Origin of the sequence: Streptomyces himastatinicus ATCC 53653, assembly GCF_000158915.1 — a bacterium.
Lineage (GTDB): Bacteria > Actinomycetota > Actinomycetes > Streptomycetales > Streptomycetaceae > Streptomyces > Streptomyces himastatinicus.
Window position 1 is genome coordinate 9,896,966 of the sequence record NZ_GG657754.1, and the last position, 16,189, is coordinate 9,913,154.

The 16,189-nt window shown below is 71.5% G+C and carries 13 protein-coding genes and 2 pseudogenes; 8 read left to right on the forward strand and 7 right to left on the reverse strand.

Features of this window, described 5'->3' with window-relative positions; genetic code table 11:
• Positions 1-549 (reverse strand): dihydroxyacetone kinase subunit DhaK (locus SSOG_RS41865; RefSeq protein WP_009720384.1); only part of this gene is annotated, 549 nt, incomplete at its 3' end.
• 219 nt (positions 550-768) lie between these two features.
• Here SSOG_RS41865 and SSOG_RS56965 point away from each other — a divergent pair.
• A pseudogene (locus SSOG_RS56965) lies at positions 769-1,296 on the forward strand (pyridoxal-phosphate dependent enzyme); the annotation flags it as partial.
• Positions 1,297-1,361: 65 nt separating this feature from the next.
• Here the strand turns inward: SSOG_RS56965 and SSOG_RS41870 are convergent.
• Positions 1,362-1,685: a hypothetical protein gene (locus tag SSOG_RS41870; protein ID WP_009720386.1), complete on the reverse strand. Its 324-nt coding sequence runs from the start codon at positions 1,683-1,685 to the stop codon at positions 1,362-1,364.
• 226 nt (positions 1,686-1,911) lie between these two features.
• On the opposite strand from SSOG_RS41870, the gene SSOG_RS41875 reads away from it, so the two are divergent.
• The gene (locus tag SSOG_RS41875) at positions 1,912-4,095 is read left to right on the forward strand and encodes a spermine/spermidine synthase domain-containing protein (protein ID WP_245606499.1); all 2,184 of its coding nucleotides are present in this window, start codon (positions 1,912-1,914) and stop codon (positions 4,093-4,095) included.
• On the opposite strand, the gene SSOG_RS41880 is transcribed toward SSOG_RS41875, so the two are convergent.
• Entirely contained in the window at positions 4,005-5,063 is a 1,059-nt protein-coding gene (locus tag SSOG_RS41880) for a hypothetical protein (RefSeq protein ID WP_234365317.1), read from the reverse strand. The genes SSOG_RS41875 and SSOG_RS41880 overlap by 91 nt on opposite strands.
• Before the next feature lie 90 nt (positions 5,064-5,153).
• Positions 5,154-6,119, reverse strand: coding sequence for a D-2-hydroxyacid dehydrogenase (locus tag SSOG_RS41885; RefSeq protein ID WP_009720389.1), 966 nt, complete (start codon positions 6,117-6,119; stop codon positions 5,154-5,156).
• Between the two features lie 460 nt (positions 6,120-6,579).
• Between SSOG_RS41885 and SSOG_RS41890 the strand changes: the two genes are divergently transcribed.
• The 4 genes from SSOG_RS41890 to SSOG_RS41905 all read left to right on the forward strand — a co-directional run bounded on the left by SSOG_RS41890 (position 6,580) and on the right by SSOG_RS41905 (position 11,769).
• Positions 6,580-7,941 carry an MFS transporter gene (locus SSOG_RS41890; protein ID WP_009720390.1) on the forward strand — a complete coding sequence of 454 codons (1,362 nt, stop codon included), beginning with the start codon at positions 6,580-6,582 and terminating at the stop codon, positions 7,939-7,941.
• Between the two features lie 47 nt (positions 7,942-7,988).
• Positions 7,989-8,654, forward strand: a complete 666-nt coding sequence (locus SSOG_RS41895; RefSeq protein ID WP_009720391.1) for an HAD-IA family hydrolase — start codon at positions 7,989-7,991, stop codon at positions 8,652-8,654.
• 39 nt (positions 8,655-8,693) lie between these two features.
• Positions 8,694-10,079 (forward strand): NAD(P)/FAD-dependent oxidoreductase, encoded by a 1,386-nt coding sequence (locus tag SSOG_RS41900; protein WP_009720392.1) that lies wholly within the window; start codon positions 8,694-8,696, stop codon positions 10,077-10,079.
• 97 nt (positions 10,080-10,176) lie between these two features.
• Complete coding sequence (locus SSOG_RS41905) at positions 10,177-11,769, forward strand: PucR family transcriptional regulator (RefSeq protein WP_009720393.1); 1,593 nt, start codon at positions 10,177-10,179, stop codon at positions 11,767-11,769.
• Positions 11,770-11,774: 5 nt separating this feature from the next.
• On the opposite strand, the gene SSOG_RS41910 is transcribed toward SSOG_RS41905, so the two are convergent.
• The gene (locus SSOG_RS41910) at positions 11,775-12,740 is read right to left on the reverse strand and encodes a D-2-hydroxyacid dehydrogenase family protein (RefSeq protein ID WP_009720394.1); all 966 of its coding nucleotides are present in this window, start codon (positions 12,738-12,740) and stop codon (positions 11,775-11,777) included.
• Between the two features lie 73 nt (positions 12,741-12,813).
• On the opposite strand from SSOG_RS41910, the gene SSOG_RS41915 reads away from it, so the two are divergent.
• On the forward strand, positions 12,814-13,842 hold the full coding sequence (locus SSOG_RS41915) for a ketopantoate reductase family protein (RefSeq protein WP_039940024.1): 1,029 nt from the start codon (positions 12,814-12,816) through the stop codon (positions 13,840-13,842).
• Here SSOG_RS41915 and SSOG_RS41920 read toward each other — a convergent pair.
• Positions 13,805-14,671, reverse strand: a complete 867-nt coding sequence (locus tag SSOG_RS41920) for an alpha/beta fold hydrolase (protein WP_039940026.1) — start codon at positions 14,669-14,671, stop codon at positions 13,805-13,807. The genes SSOG_RS41915 and SSOG_RS41920 overlap by 38 nt on opposite strands.
• Positions 14,672-15,071: 400 nt before the next feature.
• Here SSOG_RS41920 and SSOG_RS41925 point away from each other — a divergent pair, with 400 nt between their 5' ends.
• Complete coding sequence (locus tag SSOG_RS41925) at positions 15,072-15,758, forward strand: hypothetical protein (protein WP_009720397.1); 687 nt, start codon at positions 15,072-15,074, stop codon at positions 15,756-15,758.
• A gap of 127 nt (positions 15,759-15,885) precedes the next feature.
• Here the strand turns inward: SSOG_RS41925 and SSOG_RS41930 are convergent.
• Positions 15,886-16,189 (reverse strand): annotated as a pseudogene (locus tag SSOG_RS41930) (MGDG synthase family glycosyltransferase); the annotation flags it as partial.

Consider the following 16,189-nt stretch of genomic DNA (forward strand, 5'->3'; position numbering starts at 1 on the left):
GGTCAGATCGACGCCGAGCGCGACGAGGTCGTCCAGGCCGCGTCCCTCGTCGGCGGCGGCGCCGAGGATCTTCTCGACGATCAGGGTGGCGCCGGTGCCGCGGCGGCCGACGGCGATCTCGTCGGAGTCGGTGGCGAGGTCGTCGTCGATCAGCACCCGCTCGCAGCGGATGCCCTCGTGGTGGAGGCGTTCGGCGGCGATGCCGAAGTTGATGCGGTCACCGGTGTAGTTCTTGACCAGATGCAGTACGCCGTCGTCCCCGGCGACGGCGCGGCTGGCCTCGAAGATCTGCCGGTTGTGCGGCGAGGCGAAGATCCGGCCGGGGCAGGCGGCGTCCAGCATCCCGGCGCCGACGAATCCGGCGTGCAGCGGTTCATGGCCGGACCCGCCCCCGGAGACCATCCCGACCCGGCGCGCGGGCGAGGTGACACGGGAGCGGAAGTACCCGTGGCCGGGATGGTGCTCCACGAGGGCGGCGTGGGCGGTGGCGAAACCGGCGTGGGCGTCCGGAACCAGTGATTCGGACGAGTCGGCGAAGTACAGCGGCATGGTCGCGGCTTCCCTGGAGGAGTGGGACGGACAGGGTCACTGGCTTCGATGGTCCGCCGCGACCCGTGGACCGGGCGCGCCGACCGACCCCGAACGGACTACACGCATAGGCCGGTCGGGCGACGGGGTAGGGCTGCACGCTGAACACGGTGAACACGCCACGGCGCACCAGCCCCCGCACTGCGGCAGGGCGCCGACACGCTGGTGAGCATCGGCGGGCTGGTCGACGCCGGGTTCGGCATCGGCTTCAAGGTCAGCTGGACCCACGCCCTGGACCAGGTGCGCGCCGCGGGCGGCACGCGTACCCCACCCCGGCCGGTGCCTCTGGCCATCCGCTGGGCGGGCTGGGCTTCGCCAACTGGGCGTACGAGGTCGAGCGGCAGGAACGCGAGCTGGGCGTCTTCTTCGACACCATCGTGGTGTGCAGCGTCACCGGCTCCACCCAGGCCGGGATGATCGCGGGCTTCGCGGGCCAGGACCGCCCCCGCCGGGTGCTGGGCATCGACGGCTCCGCGAAACCGGCCGAGACCCATGCCCAGGTGGCGAAGATCGCGAGGAACACCGCCGAGCTGATCGGCCTCGGCCCGGGAGCTGCGCGACGAGGAGATCACCCTGCTGGAGGGCTGGGCGGGGGACCTCTATGGCGTCCCGGTGGCCTCCACCCTCGACGCCATCCGCCTCACCGGCGGCCTGGAGGGCGTGATCCTCGACCCGGTCTACGAGGGCAAGTCCATGGCCGGGCTCATCTCCTGGTGCGCCCCACGGCCCGGGAACACTGACGGATCGGTGTTCCCGGGCCGGTGTTCCCCGGGCTACTTCCCCAGGGCCTTCTTCAGCTGGGACTTGGTCATCTGGGAGCGGCCCTCGATGTTGCGGCGCTTGGCCTCGGCGTAGAGCTGGTCCCGGGTGGGGCCCTGCGCCCCGGTGTGCGACCGCTTGCCGCCGCGCCGCGAGGGCGACATGTCCTCGGTGGAGATGCGGCTCGCCTTCCGGGACTCCCCGGAGCGGGCGCGCTCCTTGTTCACCGTCCGGGCGGCGATCTCCTCGGCCCGGCGCTCGCTCGCGCCGCGCTTCTTCGCACTGTCCTTGATGTGTTCGTACTGTCTCTCCCGCTTCGGGCTCGATCCCCTGGGCATGGTGTGCACCTTCTCTCCGTAAGACACGCACAACAGAGACAAGCACCATCCATTTTCGCCCCGGACACCCGGCCCGCAACAGCGCCGCCGCAGCCGTGCGCGAGCGATTGGGCCCATCAGGTGAGATGTGCTCCGGGGGCGGTCGGACCGCCCTGCTGGTGCTCGACCTGCCCCGCCTCGGATGACAGCGTGGGCCGACATGGAGCACAGCCCTGGACCGCAAAACGTGCGCGCGAGGCTGCTGCTGGCCAGCGCCACCATGCTCTTCGTCGAGCTGGCGCTGATCCGGTGGACCGGCGCCAATATCGTCCATCTGAGCTATTTCTCGAACTTCATCCTCCTGGGCTCGTTCCTCGGAATCGGCCTCGGATTCCTCCTTCCCGCCGGCCGCGGGCAGTGGCTCACCCGCTGGGCGCCCATCCCGCTGGCCGTCCTCGTCGTCCTGGTCCGGGAGTTTCCCGTCCAGGTGCGGCAGAGCAGCGGCGAGGTCATCTACTTCACCGCCGTGAAGACCACCGGTCTGCCGCAGTGGGTCACCCTGCCCGTGCTGTTCGGGCTGACCGCGCTCATCATGATGGCGATCGGGAAGATGACGGCCGACCAGTTCCGGCGGCTGCCGTCGCTGGAGGCGTACCGCTTCGACCTGCTCGGCTCCCTCACCGGTTCGGTGTCCTTCGCGCTGCTGTCCTGGCTGCGCGCGCCGTCGGTGGTGTGGGGTGTGCTCGCGGCGCTGGCGATGCTGGTGCTGGTCGGGCGGCGCAACATCGTCCGGTCCGCGATTCCGCTGGCCGTGATGGTGGCGGTGCTGGCGCTGGAGTCGGCGGCCACCGGCATCTCCTGGTCGCCGTACTACAAGATCGAGGTCAAGAAGTCGACCTCGGCCGCCCGCGACTACAACATCGCCGCCAACGGTGTTCCGCATCAGTCCATCGCCCCGCTGAAGGCGCTGACGAAGCCCGGTTCACCGTACGACCAGCCCTACCGCGAGACCCCGCGCAACTCCCACCGGCGGGTGCTGGTCATCGGCGCGGGCAACGGCAACGACGTAGCCCTGGCCCTCGCCCACGGGGCCCGGCGCGTGGACGCCGTGGAGATCGACCCGAGGCTTCAGGAGATCGGCGCGTCCCTGCACCCGGCCCGGCCGTACGACGACCCCCGGGTGCACGTCCACATCAACGACGGGCGGGCCTTCCTCGAGCAGACCGACGCCCGCTACGACCTGATCGTGCTCGCGCTGCCGGACTCCCTGACCCTGGTGTCCGGGGCCAGCAACCTGCGCCTGGAGAGCTACCTGTTCACCCGGCAGGCGTTCGAGGCGGCCCATCGCCATCTGGCCCCCGGCGGCGCGTTCGCCATGTACAACTACTACCGGCAGAACTGGCTCATCGACCGCTTCGCCGGCACCCTCACCTCCGTCTTCGGGCACGCGCCCTGCATCACCCACTACGGCAACAAGAGGGCCGCGATCCTCGTCGCGGGCACCACCCCGGCCGCCCAGTCCTGCGGTGCCACGTGGAAGGCGTCCGGGCCGGTGCCGAAGGCGGCGAGCGACGACCACCCGTTCCCGTATCTGCTGCACCGCACCATCCCCACCTTCTACCTCGGGGTGCTGGGCGCGATCCTGCTGGTGACCCTGGCGTCGGTGCGGCTGACGGGCGTACGGCTGCGGCGGACCTTCGGTTACGCGGACATGTTCCTGCTCGGCGCCGCGTTCATGCTGCTCGAAACCAAGAACGTGATCGGCTTCGCGCTGTACTTCGGCACCACCTGGCTGGTCAACGCCATGGTCTTCGCCGGTGTGCTGCTGGCCGTGCTGTCCGCGGTCGAGGTGCGGCGGCGGATCCGCAAGCTCAACCAGCTGGCGCTTCAGCTCCTGCTGTTCGCGACCCTGGCCGTCTCCTGGCTCATCCCGGCCCATCTGGTGCTCGGACTGCCGTTCGCGGGGCGCCTCGCCGCCGCGATCGCGCTGGCCTTCGCCCCCATCTTCTGCGCCAACCTCATCTTCTCCGTTTCGGCTGGCCGTGGCCTCCGACCCCACGGCGGCCTTCGGCGCCAACCTGCTCGGCTCGCTGGTCGGCGGCACCCTCGAATACCTCGCGCTGGTCACCGGCTACCAGGCCCTGCTGCTCGTGGTGGCGGTGCTGTACGCGGGCGCCTGCGTCCTGATGCGCTTCAGCCGGCCCGGTGCGGGCGAGCACGCGGAACACGAGCCGGTCAGCGTGGCCACCGCGCCACGCACCTGACGGTGTCGCTGTCAGGCGTCATGAGGCCGCCCCCGGTCCCGCGGGACCGAGGGCGGCCTCATGTGTGTCACCCGTGTCACTCGAACATGACGTACTCCGGGCGCGGCCGCAGGGCCAGCACCTCCTTCGGGGTCATCAGCCGACTGGTCTCGGCGTCCTCCTCGTAGAACAGCTTGAAGCCGGTGCGCAGACCCTCCGGCTGGTCCTTGACCAGCTGCCGCCAGGTGTCCCGCTTCATGCCCGGTGAGCCGATGCCGTCCGCGCTCTTGATCATGACGACGCCGGGCTGCTGGCGCAGCGCGGACTGGTCGCGGACCACGGACACCGCCACCTGGTGGAAGACGAGCGGCTTCTCCGGCAGATCGTGTTCCGCCACGACCCCGGACAGATAGCGGGCCACGTCGGTCAGCTCCTGTCCGCTGGTGTGGCCGTAGGTGTCGCCCGGCACCTCTCCCGGGCCCATGTCCCACTCGGGGTCCAGCGCTATGCCCACATCGGGCTTGACGAGCCACTTGCGCAGCGCCTTGACCTCGTCCAGCGCCGACGCCCGGCCGGGCTGGATATTGAGCAGCAGCATCGCGTCATGGCGGCGGGCCGCGTCGTGGAAACGGCGGATGGTGTCGTCCGGGACACGGGTGCGATAGGTGCCGTCCGATCCCGCGGAGCTGTTGGTGACGGTCGCGAGCAGTTCGAGGACCGGCAGTGGCTCCCGGTCGGCGGCGTAGTCGCGCGCGGTCTTCTCGATCTCCTTGACCCGCTGGTTCAGGTCACCGGTACCGAGCCGGCCGAGTGCGGCGGCGCCGGGCAGTCCGCAGTACCCCACCAGGCGGTACCGGGACAGATCGCGGCCGCCGCGGGGGAGTTCGGGTCGTCGCTTCGTCGGCTGCGGCGACGGGGAGCGGCCGGCCTTGTTGTCCGAGCCCGCTGCGGAGGTCTTGCCCTCCTTGGAGGGCGTGGGGCTCCTGGAGGGGCTGGCCCAGTCGGTCTTCTGCTCACCGCATCCGGCGAGCAGACCGAGACCTGCCGCCGCCGTCACCGAGAGCAAGCCCCGCCGGGTCGGCGGGGCGCCCTGCCCTCTGGTGTTCTCCCGGATCCGCTCGGCACCGGTGCCCTGACCTGGTGTGGTGTGTGCCACGTTCCCCTCCGTCTGCGGGCCGATGGTTTTTCCCCGTCCCCTGCGGCTTTCCGGCCGGAGGGATGGTGAAACGGGAGCGGTGGCCATCACTTACCTGACGTAACCCTGCTCCTTGTCGACCACATTGCGCAGCGGACGGCCCTCGGCCCTGCGGAGCAGGTTGTCCAGGAACAGCTCGGCCAGGTCGTGGCGCCAGTGGACCACCTCACCCGCGGTGTGCGGGGACACGATGACTCCCGGCAGCTCCCACAGCGGGGAGGCGGCGGGCAGCGGCTCCTGGGCGAACACGTCCAGCGCGGCACCGGCCAGTCTGCCGCCGGACAGGGCGTCGACCAGGGCCGGTTCGTCCACCAGCTGGCCGCGTCCCACGTTGACCAGCCGGGCGCCGGGCTTCATGGCCGCCAGCACCGAGGCGTCCACCATGCCGCGGGTGGCCGGGGTGAGCGGGGCGGCCAGCACCACGTAGTCGGCCTCGCCCAGCCCGGTGCGCAGGGTCGCCGGGCCGTGCACGGTGCCGAAGTCGGGGTCGTCGTCGCGCGGGGTGCGGCCCGCGCCGCTCACCCGCATGCCGACCGCGCGCAGCAGCCGCGCCACGGCCCGGCCGATGGACCCGGTGCCCCAGACCAGCACGGTGCGGCCGCCGATCCGCTCGCTGTCGCGCGGCCGCCACTGACGGCCGCGCTGGTGGTCCCACATGCCGGGGAAGTCCTTGGCGAGGGACAGGATCAGCCCGAGGACGTATTCGGCGATGGGCTGGTCGTACACGCCGCGCGAGTTGGTGAGCACCACATCCGGGTTGCCGGTCAGCGCGGGGAACAGATACGGATCCACCCCCGCGGCGGCCACATGCACCCAGCGGGGCGCCTTCGCGGGGTCGTCGGGCCACGAGGCGGCCACGGCCGGGCTCAGCGGCCACCACGCGAGCAGGGTGTCCGCACCGGGGAGCAGCGCGGGCAGCTCCTCCTCGGTCGCGTACACGGTCCGCGCCAGCGACTCGATCCGCTCGCGGTTGTACGGCAGATGGTCGTTGTACAGGACGACGAGCCGGTCACCCACGGCCGCCTCCCGACGGCTCGCTCACGCCGCCCGGAGGCTCACACCGGAGTGTCATGACGGTTCTCCCGAGGTCAGGAAGGGTGCGCAACGGATGACCACACCCTGACCGCCCCCGCCCACCGCGGCAACGGGCACAGTGTCCGCTCCGGCGGGCCGTTGTGGACGCTGTGTCCCGGCCGACGCCACCACCCCGGGGCCAAAGTCCTGCGCATCCCCGGTGCGGACCGGGCGTACACAGTGTCCACCACGGGACCGGCGATGGAACAGGATGGCCGTTGACGGTACCGGACGGCTGAACCATGGTGATGGCCATCCGTCATCCCGTCACCTGCCCGTTCCCGGCAGCACACCCCGCGGCCCCCGCCGCGCCCCGCACGAATGCTTGACGCCCGATGCCGCACCGATGTGTCGCATCGCCCCGCGCCGCAGCGCCTCCTCCTCGTCCCCAGGAGTCTCAAGCATGTCCTTGTCCAACGCATCGCAAGAATCCACCGCTACAGTCCACAGCCTCGACGAAGCCCCCGTCACCGGCTTTCACCGCAGGATGGTCGCCGTCGCCATGGGCGGCCCGTTCTGTGACGGCTATCTGCTGGGCATCATGGGCGTCGCCCTCAGCCTGATCACCCCGGCGCTCGCCCTGAACACCATGTGGGAGGGGCTGATCGCCGCCTCCGTCCTGGTCGGCGTCTTCATCGGAGGCGCGGTCTTCGGTCCGATCACGGACCGCGTCGGCCGCCATTTGATGTATGTGCTCAACCTGATCACCTTCGTGGTCTTCTCGGCCCTCCAGTTCTTCGTCACCGAGGCGTGGCAGCTGCTGGTGCTGAGGCTGCTGATCGGCATCGCGATCGGTGCCGACTACCCGATCGCGTCCGCCCTGACCACCGAGCTGGTGCCGCGCAAGATACGCGGGCCCGCCCTGTCCGGCCTGGTGCTGGCCTGGTGGGTCGGCTACGGCGTCAGCTTCTGGGCCGGCTGGCTGCTGATGGGCACCGGCGACGATGCCTGGCGCTGGATGCTGGCCTCCGGCGCGGTCCCCGCCGTGATCTTCATCTTCTTCCGGGCCGGGGTGCCCGAGTCGCCCCGCTGGCTCGCCTCCCGCGGCCGGGTGGAGGAGGCCAAGGCGGTCGTACGCAAACACCTCCACCAAGAGGTCAGCAGCGAGGAACTGCTCGCCGAGAGCGGATCGAAGCGCGGCGGCTCGGGCCTGGGCAACCTGGCGGAGATCTTCCGCCGCGGCTATGCGATCCCGGCCCTGTTCTGTTCGGTGTTCTGGATCTGTCAGGTGGCGCCCGCCTTCGCCGTACGGTCCTTCCAGCCGCAGATGCTGGAGTCGTTCGGGGTGGGCAGCACCTTCGGCGCCAGCGCGCTCATCACCACGATCGCGGTGGCGGGCACGGCCGTCGGGCTGCTCGTGGTCAACCGGATCGGCCGGCGGCCCCTGCTCATCGGCAGCTTCGCCTGCATCAACATCTGCCTCATCGCCCTGATCGTGCTGCCGCTGCACTACGCGTTCCTGGTGGTCGCCCTCTTCGCCGGGTTCCAGTTCTTCGAGGCCGCGGGCAGCGGACTCCAGTTCGTGTACCCGAGCGAGCTGTTCCCCACCGACCTGCGCGCCACCGGCGTCGGCGTGGCCACCGCCATGAGCCGGGTCGGCTCCGCCTCCAGCACCTTCCTGCTGCCCATGCTCACCACCGACTTCGGTGTGCGCGGCACCCTCGCGATGGGCGTGGGCATCACCATCATCGGCCTCATCGCCTCCATCGTGCTCGCCCCCGAAACGAAGGACCTGGGCCTGACGGAAGCCAGCCGCCGCGCCTGACCGCGCTCCCTCCTCTTTTTCTCGAACTCTTCTGAAAGGACCCCTCCATGCGCAAGGTCGTCTCCTTCGACTGCTACCGCACCCTCATCAACTTCGACACCCGCACCGCCACCCACGAGATCGTCAAGGACCGCCTCGCCGAACTCGGCGTCGACCCCGACCAGTTCCACCACGACGCGTACGTGATGCGATTCCAGGGCGTCGTGGACCACTACCGCCCGTACCGGGAGACCGTCCGCCGCACCCTGCACAACGTCATGCTGCTGCACGGCCTGAAGTACCGCGACGAGGACGGCGAGGCCCTCATCGAGGCCATCAAGAAGTTCAAGCCGTTCCGCGAGGTCCCCGACGCGCTGCGCCGCCTCAAGGGCGAGTACGACATCGCCATCCTCTCCAACAGCGAGGACGACCTGATCTCCTACGCCGTCGACGAGCTGGGCGTGGAATGGGACTACGTCCTCACCGCCGAGCAGGCGGGGGCGTTCAAGCCGCTGCCGCAGGCCTTCGAATACCTGATGAAGGCCACCGGCCGCGGCCCGGAGGACATCATCCACACCGCCCAAGGCTGGGAGTACGACATCATGCCGACCAAGCGGTACGAGGGCATGCGGCGGATCTGGGTCAACCGGTACGGCTTCCCCGGTTCGGCCGCCTTCCAGCCGTACGAGGAGATCAAGGACCTGTCCGAGCTGCCCGGTCTGCTCGGCGTCTGACCCGGTTCCCCGGCCACCCCCACACCGCGAGAGGACCCCATGTCCGCCACCACGGCACCGGTCAACGGGCGCGTCGCCCACTGGTTCGCCGAACTGCCCGCCCCACGCCCGGCGCTGCCCGGCGACCGCGACGCCGATGTGTGCGTCGTGGGCGCCGGAATGACCGGACTGTGGACCGCCTACTACCTCAAGAAGGCCGACCCGTCCCTGCGGGTCATGGTCCTGGAAGCCGAATTCGCGGGCTTCGGAGCCTCCGGCCGCAACGGCGGCTGGGCCTCCGGACTGATCCCCGGCGCCCGCGACCGGCTGGCCCGCACTTGCGGCCGTGACGCCGTCCTCGACTGGCAGCAGGCCATGAACGAGGCCGTGGACGAGATCATCGCGGTCGCCGCGCGCGAGGGCATCGACGCCGACATCGTCAAGGGCGGCACCCTGCGCGTCGCCCGCACCCCCGCCCAGGCCACCCGGCTGCGGCACAAGATCGAACAGGACCACGAGTGGGGCGTGCCGGAGTCCGCCCTGCTCACCCCCGAGGAGTCCGCCCGGCACATCGCCATCGACGGCGTCACCGCCGGCGCGTACACCCCGCACTGCGCCCGGCTCCAGCCCGCCGCCCTGGTCCGGGGGCTCGCCGAGACGGTGGAGCGGCTCGGCGTCACGATCTACGAGAAGTCACCCGTCACCGCCATCGAACCGGGCCGCGCGCTCACCGCGCACGGCACGGTCAGCGCGCCCGTGGTGCTCCGCGCGACCGAGGGGTTCACCGCCTCCCTCAAGGGGCTGCGGCGGGCCTGGCTGCCGATGAACAGCTCGATGATCGTGACCGAGCCGCTGCCCGAGGAGATCTGGAAGGAGATCGGCTGGGAGGGCCGGGAGACCCTCGGCGACACCGCACACGGCCATATGTACGCCCAGCGCACCCCGGACGACCGGATCGCCATCGGCGGACGCGGTGTGCCGTACCGCTTCGGCTCCCGCACCGACGACTCGGGCCGGGTCAGCGACCGTACGATCGGCGAGCTCACCCAGACCCTCCAGCGGATGCTGCCCCAGACCACCGGCGTCCGCGTCGACCACGCCTGGTGCGGGGTCCTCGCCGTGCCCCGCGACTGGTCGGCCACCGTCGGCCTGGACCGGGCCACCGGCGTCGGCTGGGCCGGCGGCTACGTCGGCCACGGCGGCGCGCCCCGGCCCGGCACCGCCGCCCGCACCCTCACCGACCTGGTAATAAAGCGGGACACCCGGCTGACCCGGCTGCCGTGGACCGGACACCGCCCGGGCACCTGGGAGCCGGAGCCGTTCCGCTGGCTCGGGGTGCGCGGACTGTACGTCGCCTACCGGCTGGCGGACCGGCACGAGGCGGGTGGGCGCACCCGTACCTCGCCGATCGCCACCGTCGCCGACCTCATTGCCCGGCGACCCTGAGATCCTGGAGTCCCGGCGCCCCGCCTCCCCGCGCGCCGCCGGGGCTCCAGAGATCCGCCCGCCACGGCGGGCACAGTGCAGGGAGGAACCGGGCCGGATGGCATTGCTCACCCTCGCCGACGTTCTGCGGCTGCCCGTGATCGCCGCGGGACTGCCCCGGGTCATGGCGGGCGAGGACCGGCTGAACCGCCCCGTCCGGTGGGTCCACGTCACCGAACTGCTGGACCCGGCGTCGTTCCTGGAGGGCGGCGAGCTGGTGCTCACCACCGGCATGCCCCAGCCCAACGACCCCACCCGGCTGCGCGGCTACGCCGACCAGCTCGCCGACGTCGGCGCGGCCGGGCTGGTCGTGGAGCTGGGCCGCCGGTACCAGCAGGTGCCCCCGGACCTGGTGGCCGCTTGCCGGGCCCGCGACCTCCCGCTGATCGTGCTCTCCCACGGCATCCGCTTCATCGAGGTCACCCAGACCGTCCACGCACTGATCCTGGACGCCCAGGGCGAACTGCTGCGCCGCTCCCACCAGGTCCATGAACTCTTCACCGACCTGACGCTGCGCGGCGCCCGGCCGGAAGAGCTGGTCCAGGTCGCGGCCGACCTGATGGGACGGTCGGTGGTGCTGGAGAACCTGGTGCACCACGCCATGATCGTCTGTACGGCGGGCGGCCCCGGCGGCCCGATCCTGGAGGCGTGGCAGCGTCGCTCCCGCGCCACCCCGACCCCCGACCACGCCGCGCCCAGCGGGCCGGAGGGCTGGCTGGTGGCCCCCGTCGAACACGACGGGCAGCGCTGGGGGCGCCTCGTCGCGCTGCCCGACCAGACCGGCCCGGCCTCCGGGCCCGAACACACCCTGATCCTCCGGCGCGCCGCGACCGCCCTCACCCTGGCCCGGATGACCGGTCACACCCAGTGGGACCGGGAGGCCCGCGCGTCGGCCCTGCTGGAGCTGCGGCACGGAAGCCACCTCAGCCGCACCGAGTCCCGCATCCGGGTCGAGGCCCTCGGCCTGCCGACCGTCGGCCACCTCTTCATCGCCGTGGCCATCGGCCACCGGCCCGACGCCGCCGACCGCGCCGACCTGGACAGCCGGGTCGGCGACGACCTGCGCGGCGCCGGGATCCACGCCCTGGTCGGCAGGCTCTCCCCGGACCGCACCGGCGTCCTGCTCACCCTGCCGCTCGCCGCCGCGTGGCAGCCCGTCGTGGAGCGCATCGGCCGGGTCACCGAGGAGACGCTCGGCGAGGAGGCCGTCCTCGCGGTCGGCCCCGGGGTGACCGCGCTCGACCAGGTGGCGCGGTCGTTCCGGCAGGCCGAGGAGGTCGCGGACGCCATCGGCCCCGCCACCCCGCCGCGCCCGTTCCACGTCTCCGCCGACCTCGGGCTGCCGGAGCTGCTGTACACGCTGCGCGACGACGTCCGCGTCCAGAACTATGTGGAACGGCAGCTCGGCCGACTGATGCAGCACGACGAACGGCACGGCGGCGACCTGCTGGCCATCCTGCGCCAGTACCTCGACGCCGCGGGCAACAAGTCGGTCGCCGCCAAACAGGCCGGACTGTCACGGCAGGCCTTCTACCAGCGCCTGCACACCATCGAGCGACTGGTCGGCGGCAACCTGGAGTCCGGCGCCCAGCGCTCCCGGCTCCATGTCGCCGTCATGGCCCTGGACACCCTCGGCGAGGGCTCCTCCTGAGCGGTCTACGGAGCGGTGAGGACACGGACCGGCTCGCCCGCGAGATAGGCGCGGATGTCCTCCACCGCGTCGCGGTAGTAGCCCTCGTAATTGCGCCGGGTCACATAGCCCAGATGCGGGGTGCCGAGCAGATTCGGCAGCGTACGGAACGGATGCTCCGGACCCAGCGGCTCCTCGTCGAACACATCGACCCCCGCGCCCGCGATCCAGCCGCCCCGCAGAGCGTCCGCGAGCGCCGCCTGATCCACGATGGCCGCGCGGGAGGTGTTCACCAGGTACGCCGTGGGGCGCATCCGCCGCAGCTCCGGAGCGCCGAGCAGCCCCCGGGTGCGGTCGCCGAGCACCAGATGCACCGAGACCACATCGCTGGTCTCCAGCAACTCCTCCTTGGAGGGGACGAATCCGACGCCCTCCGCCGCCGCCCGCTCCGGGGTCAGATTCTCGCTCCAGGCGGCCACGTCCATACCGAACGCCTGGCCGATCCGCGCCACCTTGGTGCCGATCTTGCCAAGACCCAGCAGGCCGAGCCGGCGGCCGTGCAGATCCATGCCGACCGTGCTCTGCCACGGCCCGCCGTCCCGCAGCGCCGTGCTCTCCCGCACCAGGTGGCGGGCAAGACCGAGGATCAGCGCCCAGGTCAGCTCGACGGGCGGCTCGGAGGAGCTGGCCGTGCCGCACACGGTGACCCCGTGCCGGGCGGCCGCCTCCAGATCGACGGACGCGTTGCGCATCCCGGTGGTGATGAGCAGCCTCAGCCGGGGCAGCCGGGCGAACAGCTCGGCGGGGAACGGGGTGCGCTCCCGCATGATGACCACGATCTCGCAGTCCCCGATCGCCTCGACCAGCGCGTCCCGGTCGGGGAAGTGGCGCCGGTGCGACACCACGTCCACCGCGTCGCCGACCCCCGACCAGTCGGCCGAGGACAGGGCCACGTCCTGGAAGTCGTCGAGCACGGCACAGCGCAGTTTCATGGTTCCACCTCGGGCTCTTCCAACAGGTCCGTGCAGGTACGTTGTTTCTACCACCCACGGGGAAAGGGTCCTGGTGCGCTACATCATCATCGGAGCGGGCGCGGTCGGCGGCACGGTCGGCGCCCGGCTCCATCTCGCCGGTCATGACGTCGTCCTGGTGGCGCGCGGCGCGCACTACGAGGCGCTGCGCGACAGTGGATTGCGCTTCACGGAACCCGAGTCCGTCCATGAGGTCCCGGTGTCCGTCGTCACGGGGCCCGAGGACGTCGAACTCGGCCCCGACGACGTGCTCGTCCTCGCCGTGAAGACCCAGGACGGCGCGGCGGCGCTGGACGCGTGGGCGCCGCGCCCGGTCACCGGCGGCGGCACCGCGGGGGAGCGGCTGCCGCTGCTCTGCGCCCAGAACGGGGTGGAGAACGAGCGGTTGGCGCTGCGGCGCTTCCGCCGGGTGTACGGCGTCTGCGTCTGGCTGCCCTCGACCTACCTGGAGCCGGGGGCGGTCGCGGCGCCGTGCGCCCCGTACACCGGGATCCTCAGCCTGGGCCGCTATCCGTCGGGCGCGGACGACACCATCCGGCGGGTGGGTGGCCGCGGACCTGAAGGAGTCCGTGTTTCCTCGCGCCCGGTCGTACCGGACCTTGTGACGCTTGAAAAATACGCAAAGCTCATCAACACCCTCGTCAACGCCGTCGAGGCGATCTGCGGGCCGCTCAACGGAGACGAGGCCCAGGCCCTCGCCGCACGGGCGAAGGCGGAGGGGATCGCGGTCCTCGACGCCGCGGGCATCGCCCACGCGGACGCCGACGAACAGACCGCGCTCCGCTCCGGAAAGGTGGAGATACGGCCGCCCGACGGGGTGGAGCGCGGCGGCGGCTCCTCGTGGCAGAGCCTGACCCGGGGCACCGGCACGATCGAGACGGACTACCTCAACGGGGAGATCGTGCTGCTCGGACGCGAACACGGCATCCCGACACCGGTCAACGAGACGCTGGGACGGATCGCGGGCGACTGCGCCCGGGAGCGCCGCGCACCGGGCAGTATGACCCCCGGCCGGCTCACCGCCCTCATCGACGCGGCAGGATCCCCCTCAACACCTCGGTGAACTCCGCCGGGTGCTCACTGAGCCCCGTGTGACCGCCGGGGAAGTCCACTACCTCGGTGCCCAGCCGCTCGGCGAGCGCCACCGCCGGACGGTACAGCAGCAGCCCGTGCGAGTCCCGGCCGCCCGCCGGGACCAGCCGCTCCGATACGGCCTCCAGCGCCTCCAGATCCGGGGTGTGGCCGGTGAACGGGCACAGGATGTGCTCCAGGAAGAACGGGAAGTTGGCCATCATCCGGTCGATCACCTCGGCCGGACGCGGCGGGGGCTCCGCCCCGGCGGCCTTCTCCTTGGCGTCCTTCGCGGCGTCCTCAGCGGCGTCCTCCGCCGGGCCGGTGCCCGCGGACATCACCGCCACCGCCGCCCCGATCCCCTCGCGGCGGTACGCAGCGCGCACCTCGGCGAAGAACGCCCGCTGCGTCTCGGCGTCGGGCAGCAGTTCCACCAGGGGCGGTTCGTGCGCGATCGCCAGCCGCACCCGCTCCGGGTGGCGCGCGAGCAGGTCCACCGCGACGATGGCGCCCGAGCTACAGCCGAACACGTATGCCGGTTCGCCGTCCGGTGCCACCGCGTCGAGCAGCAGGAACGCGTCCTCGCTGTGCACGTCGACCCGCTGGTCGCCGGGCGGGCCGTCGAGCGGACTGCGCGAGAGGCCGCGCGGATCGTAGGACACCACCGTGTACCGGTCGGCGAGGGCCGGCGCCGCGTGGTCGTAGGCGGCGGCGTCACCGGCCCCGCCCGGGATCAGCAGCAGCACCGGGCCGGTGCCGCGCACCTCGTAATGCAGCGTCGCGCCGGGCACCTTCAGGGTGCCGGTCTTCGGTTCGGTCATGGTGTGCACGGTATCCAGGTGGCATGGGGCGCGCGCGGTGTTTTTCGCGCCTGATGCGTCGTCATCACGACGCGCGCCACCACTCCTGCGGATGACACGAGCGGTCTGACAAGGGGGTTCGTGCCACGTGACTTCATGGAAAGTTGGCTGCTCCGTAGCCGTCAAGGCGGTCCGAGTTGTTTTGCGTGGTGGCACACAGGGCACCGCACACACCTAACAGCAGGCATAATCGCAGCAACGATGGGCGCAGACGCCCAGAAAGGGGACGAAGTGATGGTGAACGCGCTGAGTGCTGCATCGTTGTGGCTTGACGATCGAGGCATGAGGCAGAGCTTACGCAGCTGGAGAGCAACAGGAGGCCCTCTAGGGTGATTTCGACGCCGTCACCCAGCGGCTGGAGGTGGTCAGCACCGCTCTGAGCAGCCTTCAGGCCCTCTCGGGAGCCGCGCTCCCGCAGGCCGGAAACGGTGACATCGCGGAGGCGAAGGCCGCCGGGAACACCGCCACGGAGGCCGCCACCGAGGCCGAGCCGAAGCTGGCAGCCGAGGCCGCCCCGGCGACCCGGACGCCCGCCGCCACGCGCAAGGCCGCCATCGGCCGGCAGCGCAGCAAGGCCAAGTCCACCACCAGCGGCCGGGCCACGAAGACCGCCACCAAGGCCGCGGGCAAGAAGACCGCCGCGAAGAAGCCCGCCAAGAAGGCGGCGGCCAAGGACACCACCAAGGCCACCGCCAAGGACGCCACCAAGACCACCGCCAAGGCCACCACGAAGGCCACCACCAAGGCGGCCAAGACCACCGAGAAGAGCGCCCAGACGAGCGAGAAGGCCACCGCCAAGGCCACCGAGAAGACGGCCAAGGCGGCGGGCACCTCCTCCGAGCGCTCCACCGGGCTCGCCGAGTCGGTGCTCGGCGCCCTGAAGAAGGCGGGCCGTCCGATGCGCGCGTCCGAGGTCAACGACGCCCTGGGCCGCGACGAGACGCGCACCAACGTGAACTCGGTGCGCAACACGCTGGAGCGGCTGCGTACGACGGACCGTGCCAAGCGTTCCGGGCGTGGCCTGTACGAGGCCGCGGCCACCAGCTGAACCGCCGCTCTCCCGTCGTGTGCGCCGCCACCTCAGCGGTAGCGGGGGCGGAAGTGGCGTTTGGGGAGGGTGGACCCGCATGTGTCGGCGGCTGCGTACGCGCCGAAGCTGCGGTCCACCCACTCCGTTATGAGAAGGGCGTCATGACGCCCGGACCGCCGTCGGCCACCATCTCGGCCAGCCGGGCGGCGACATCGGCGGGGTCGGTGGCGAACAGCCGTCGGCCCGCGGCGATACGGCGTGTCCGCAGCGCCGAGGGCGCGGTGAGCGCGTCGAGCAGGCGCAGCAGCTCCCATGAGTCCGCCGCGTGGTCCGTCAGGCCGAGGGCGGCCATCCGGCGGACCCCCGCGCGGCCATGGCCCGGGATGGGGCGGTAGCCCACCACCGGGACTCCGGTGGCCAGTGCTTCCAGTGCGGTCTGTCCGGCCGCG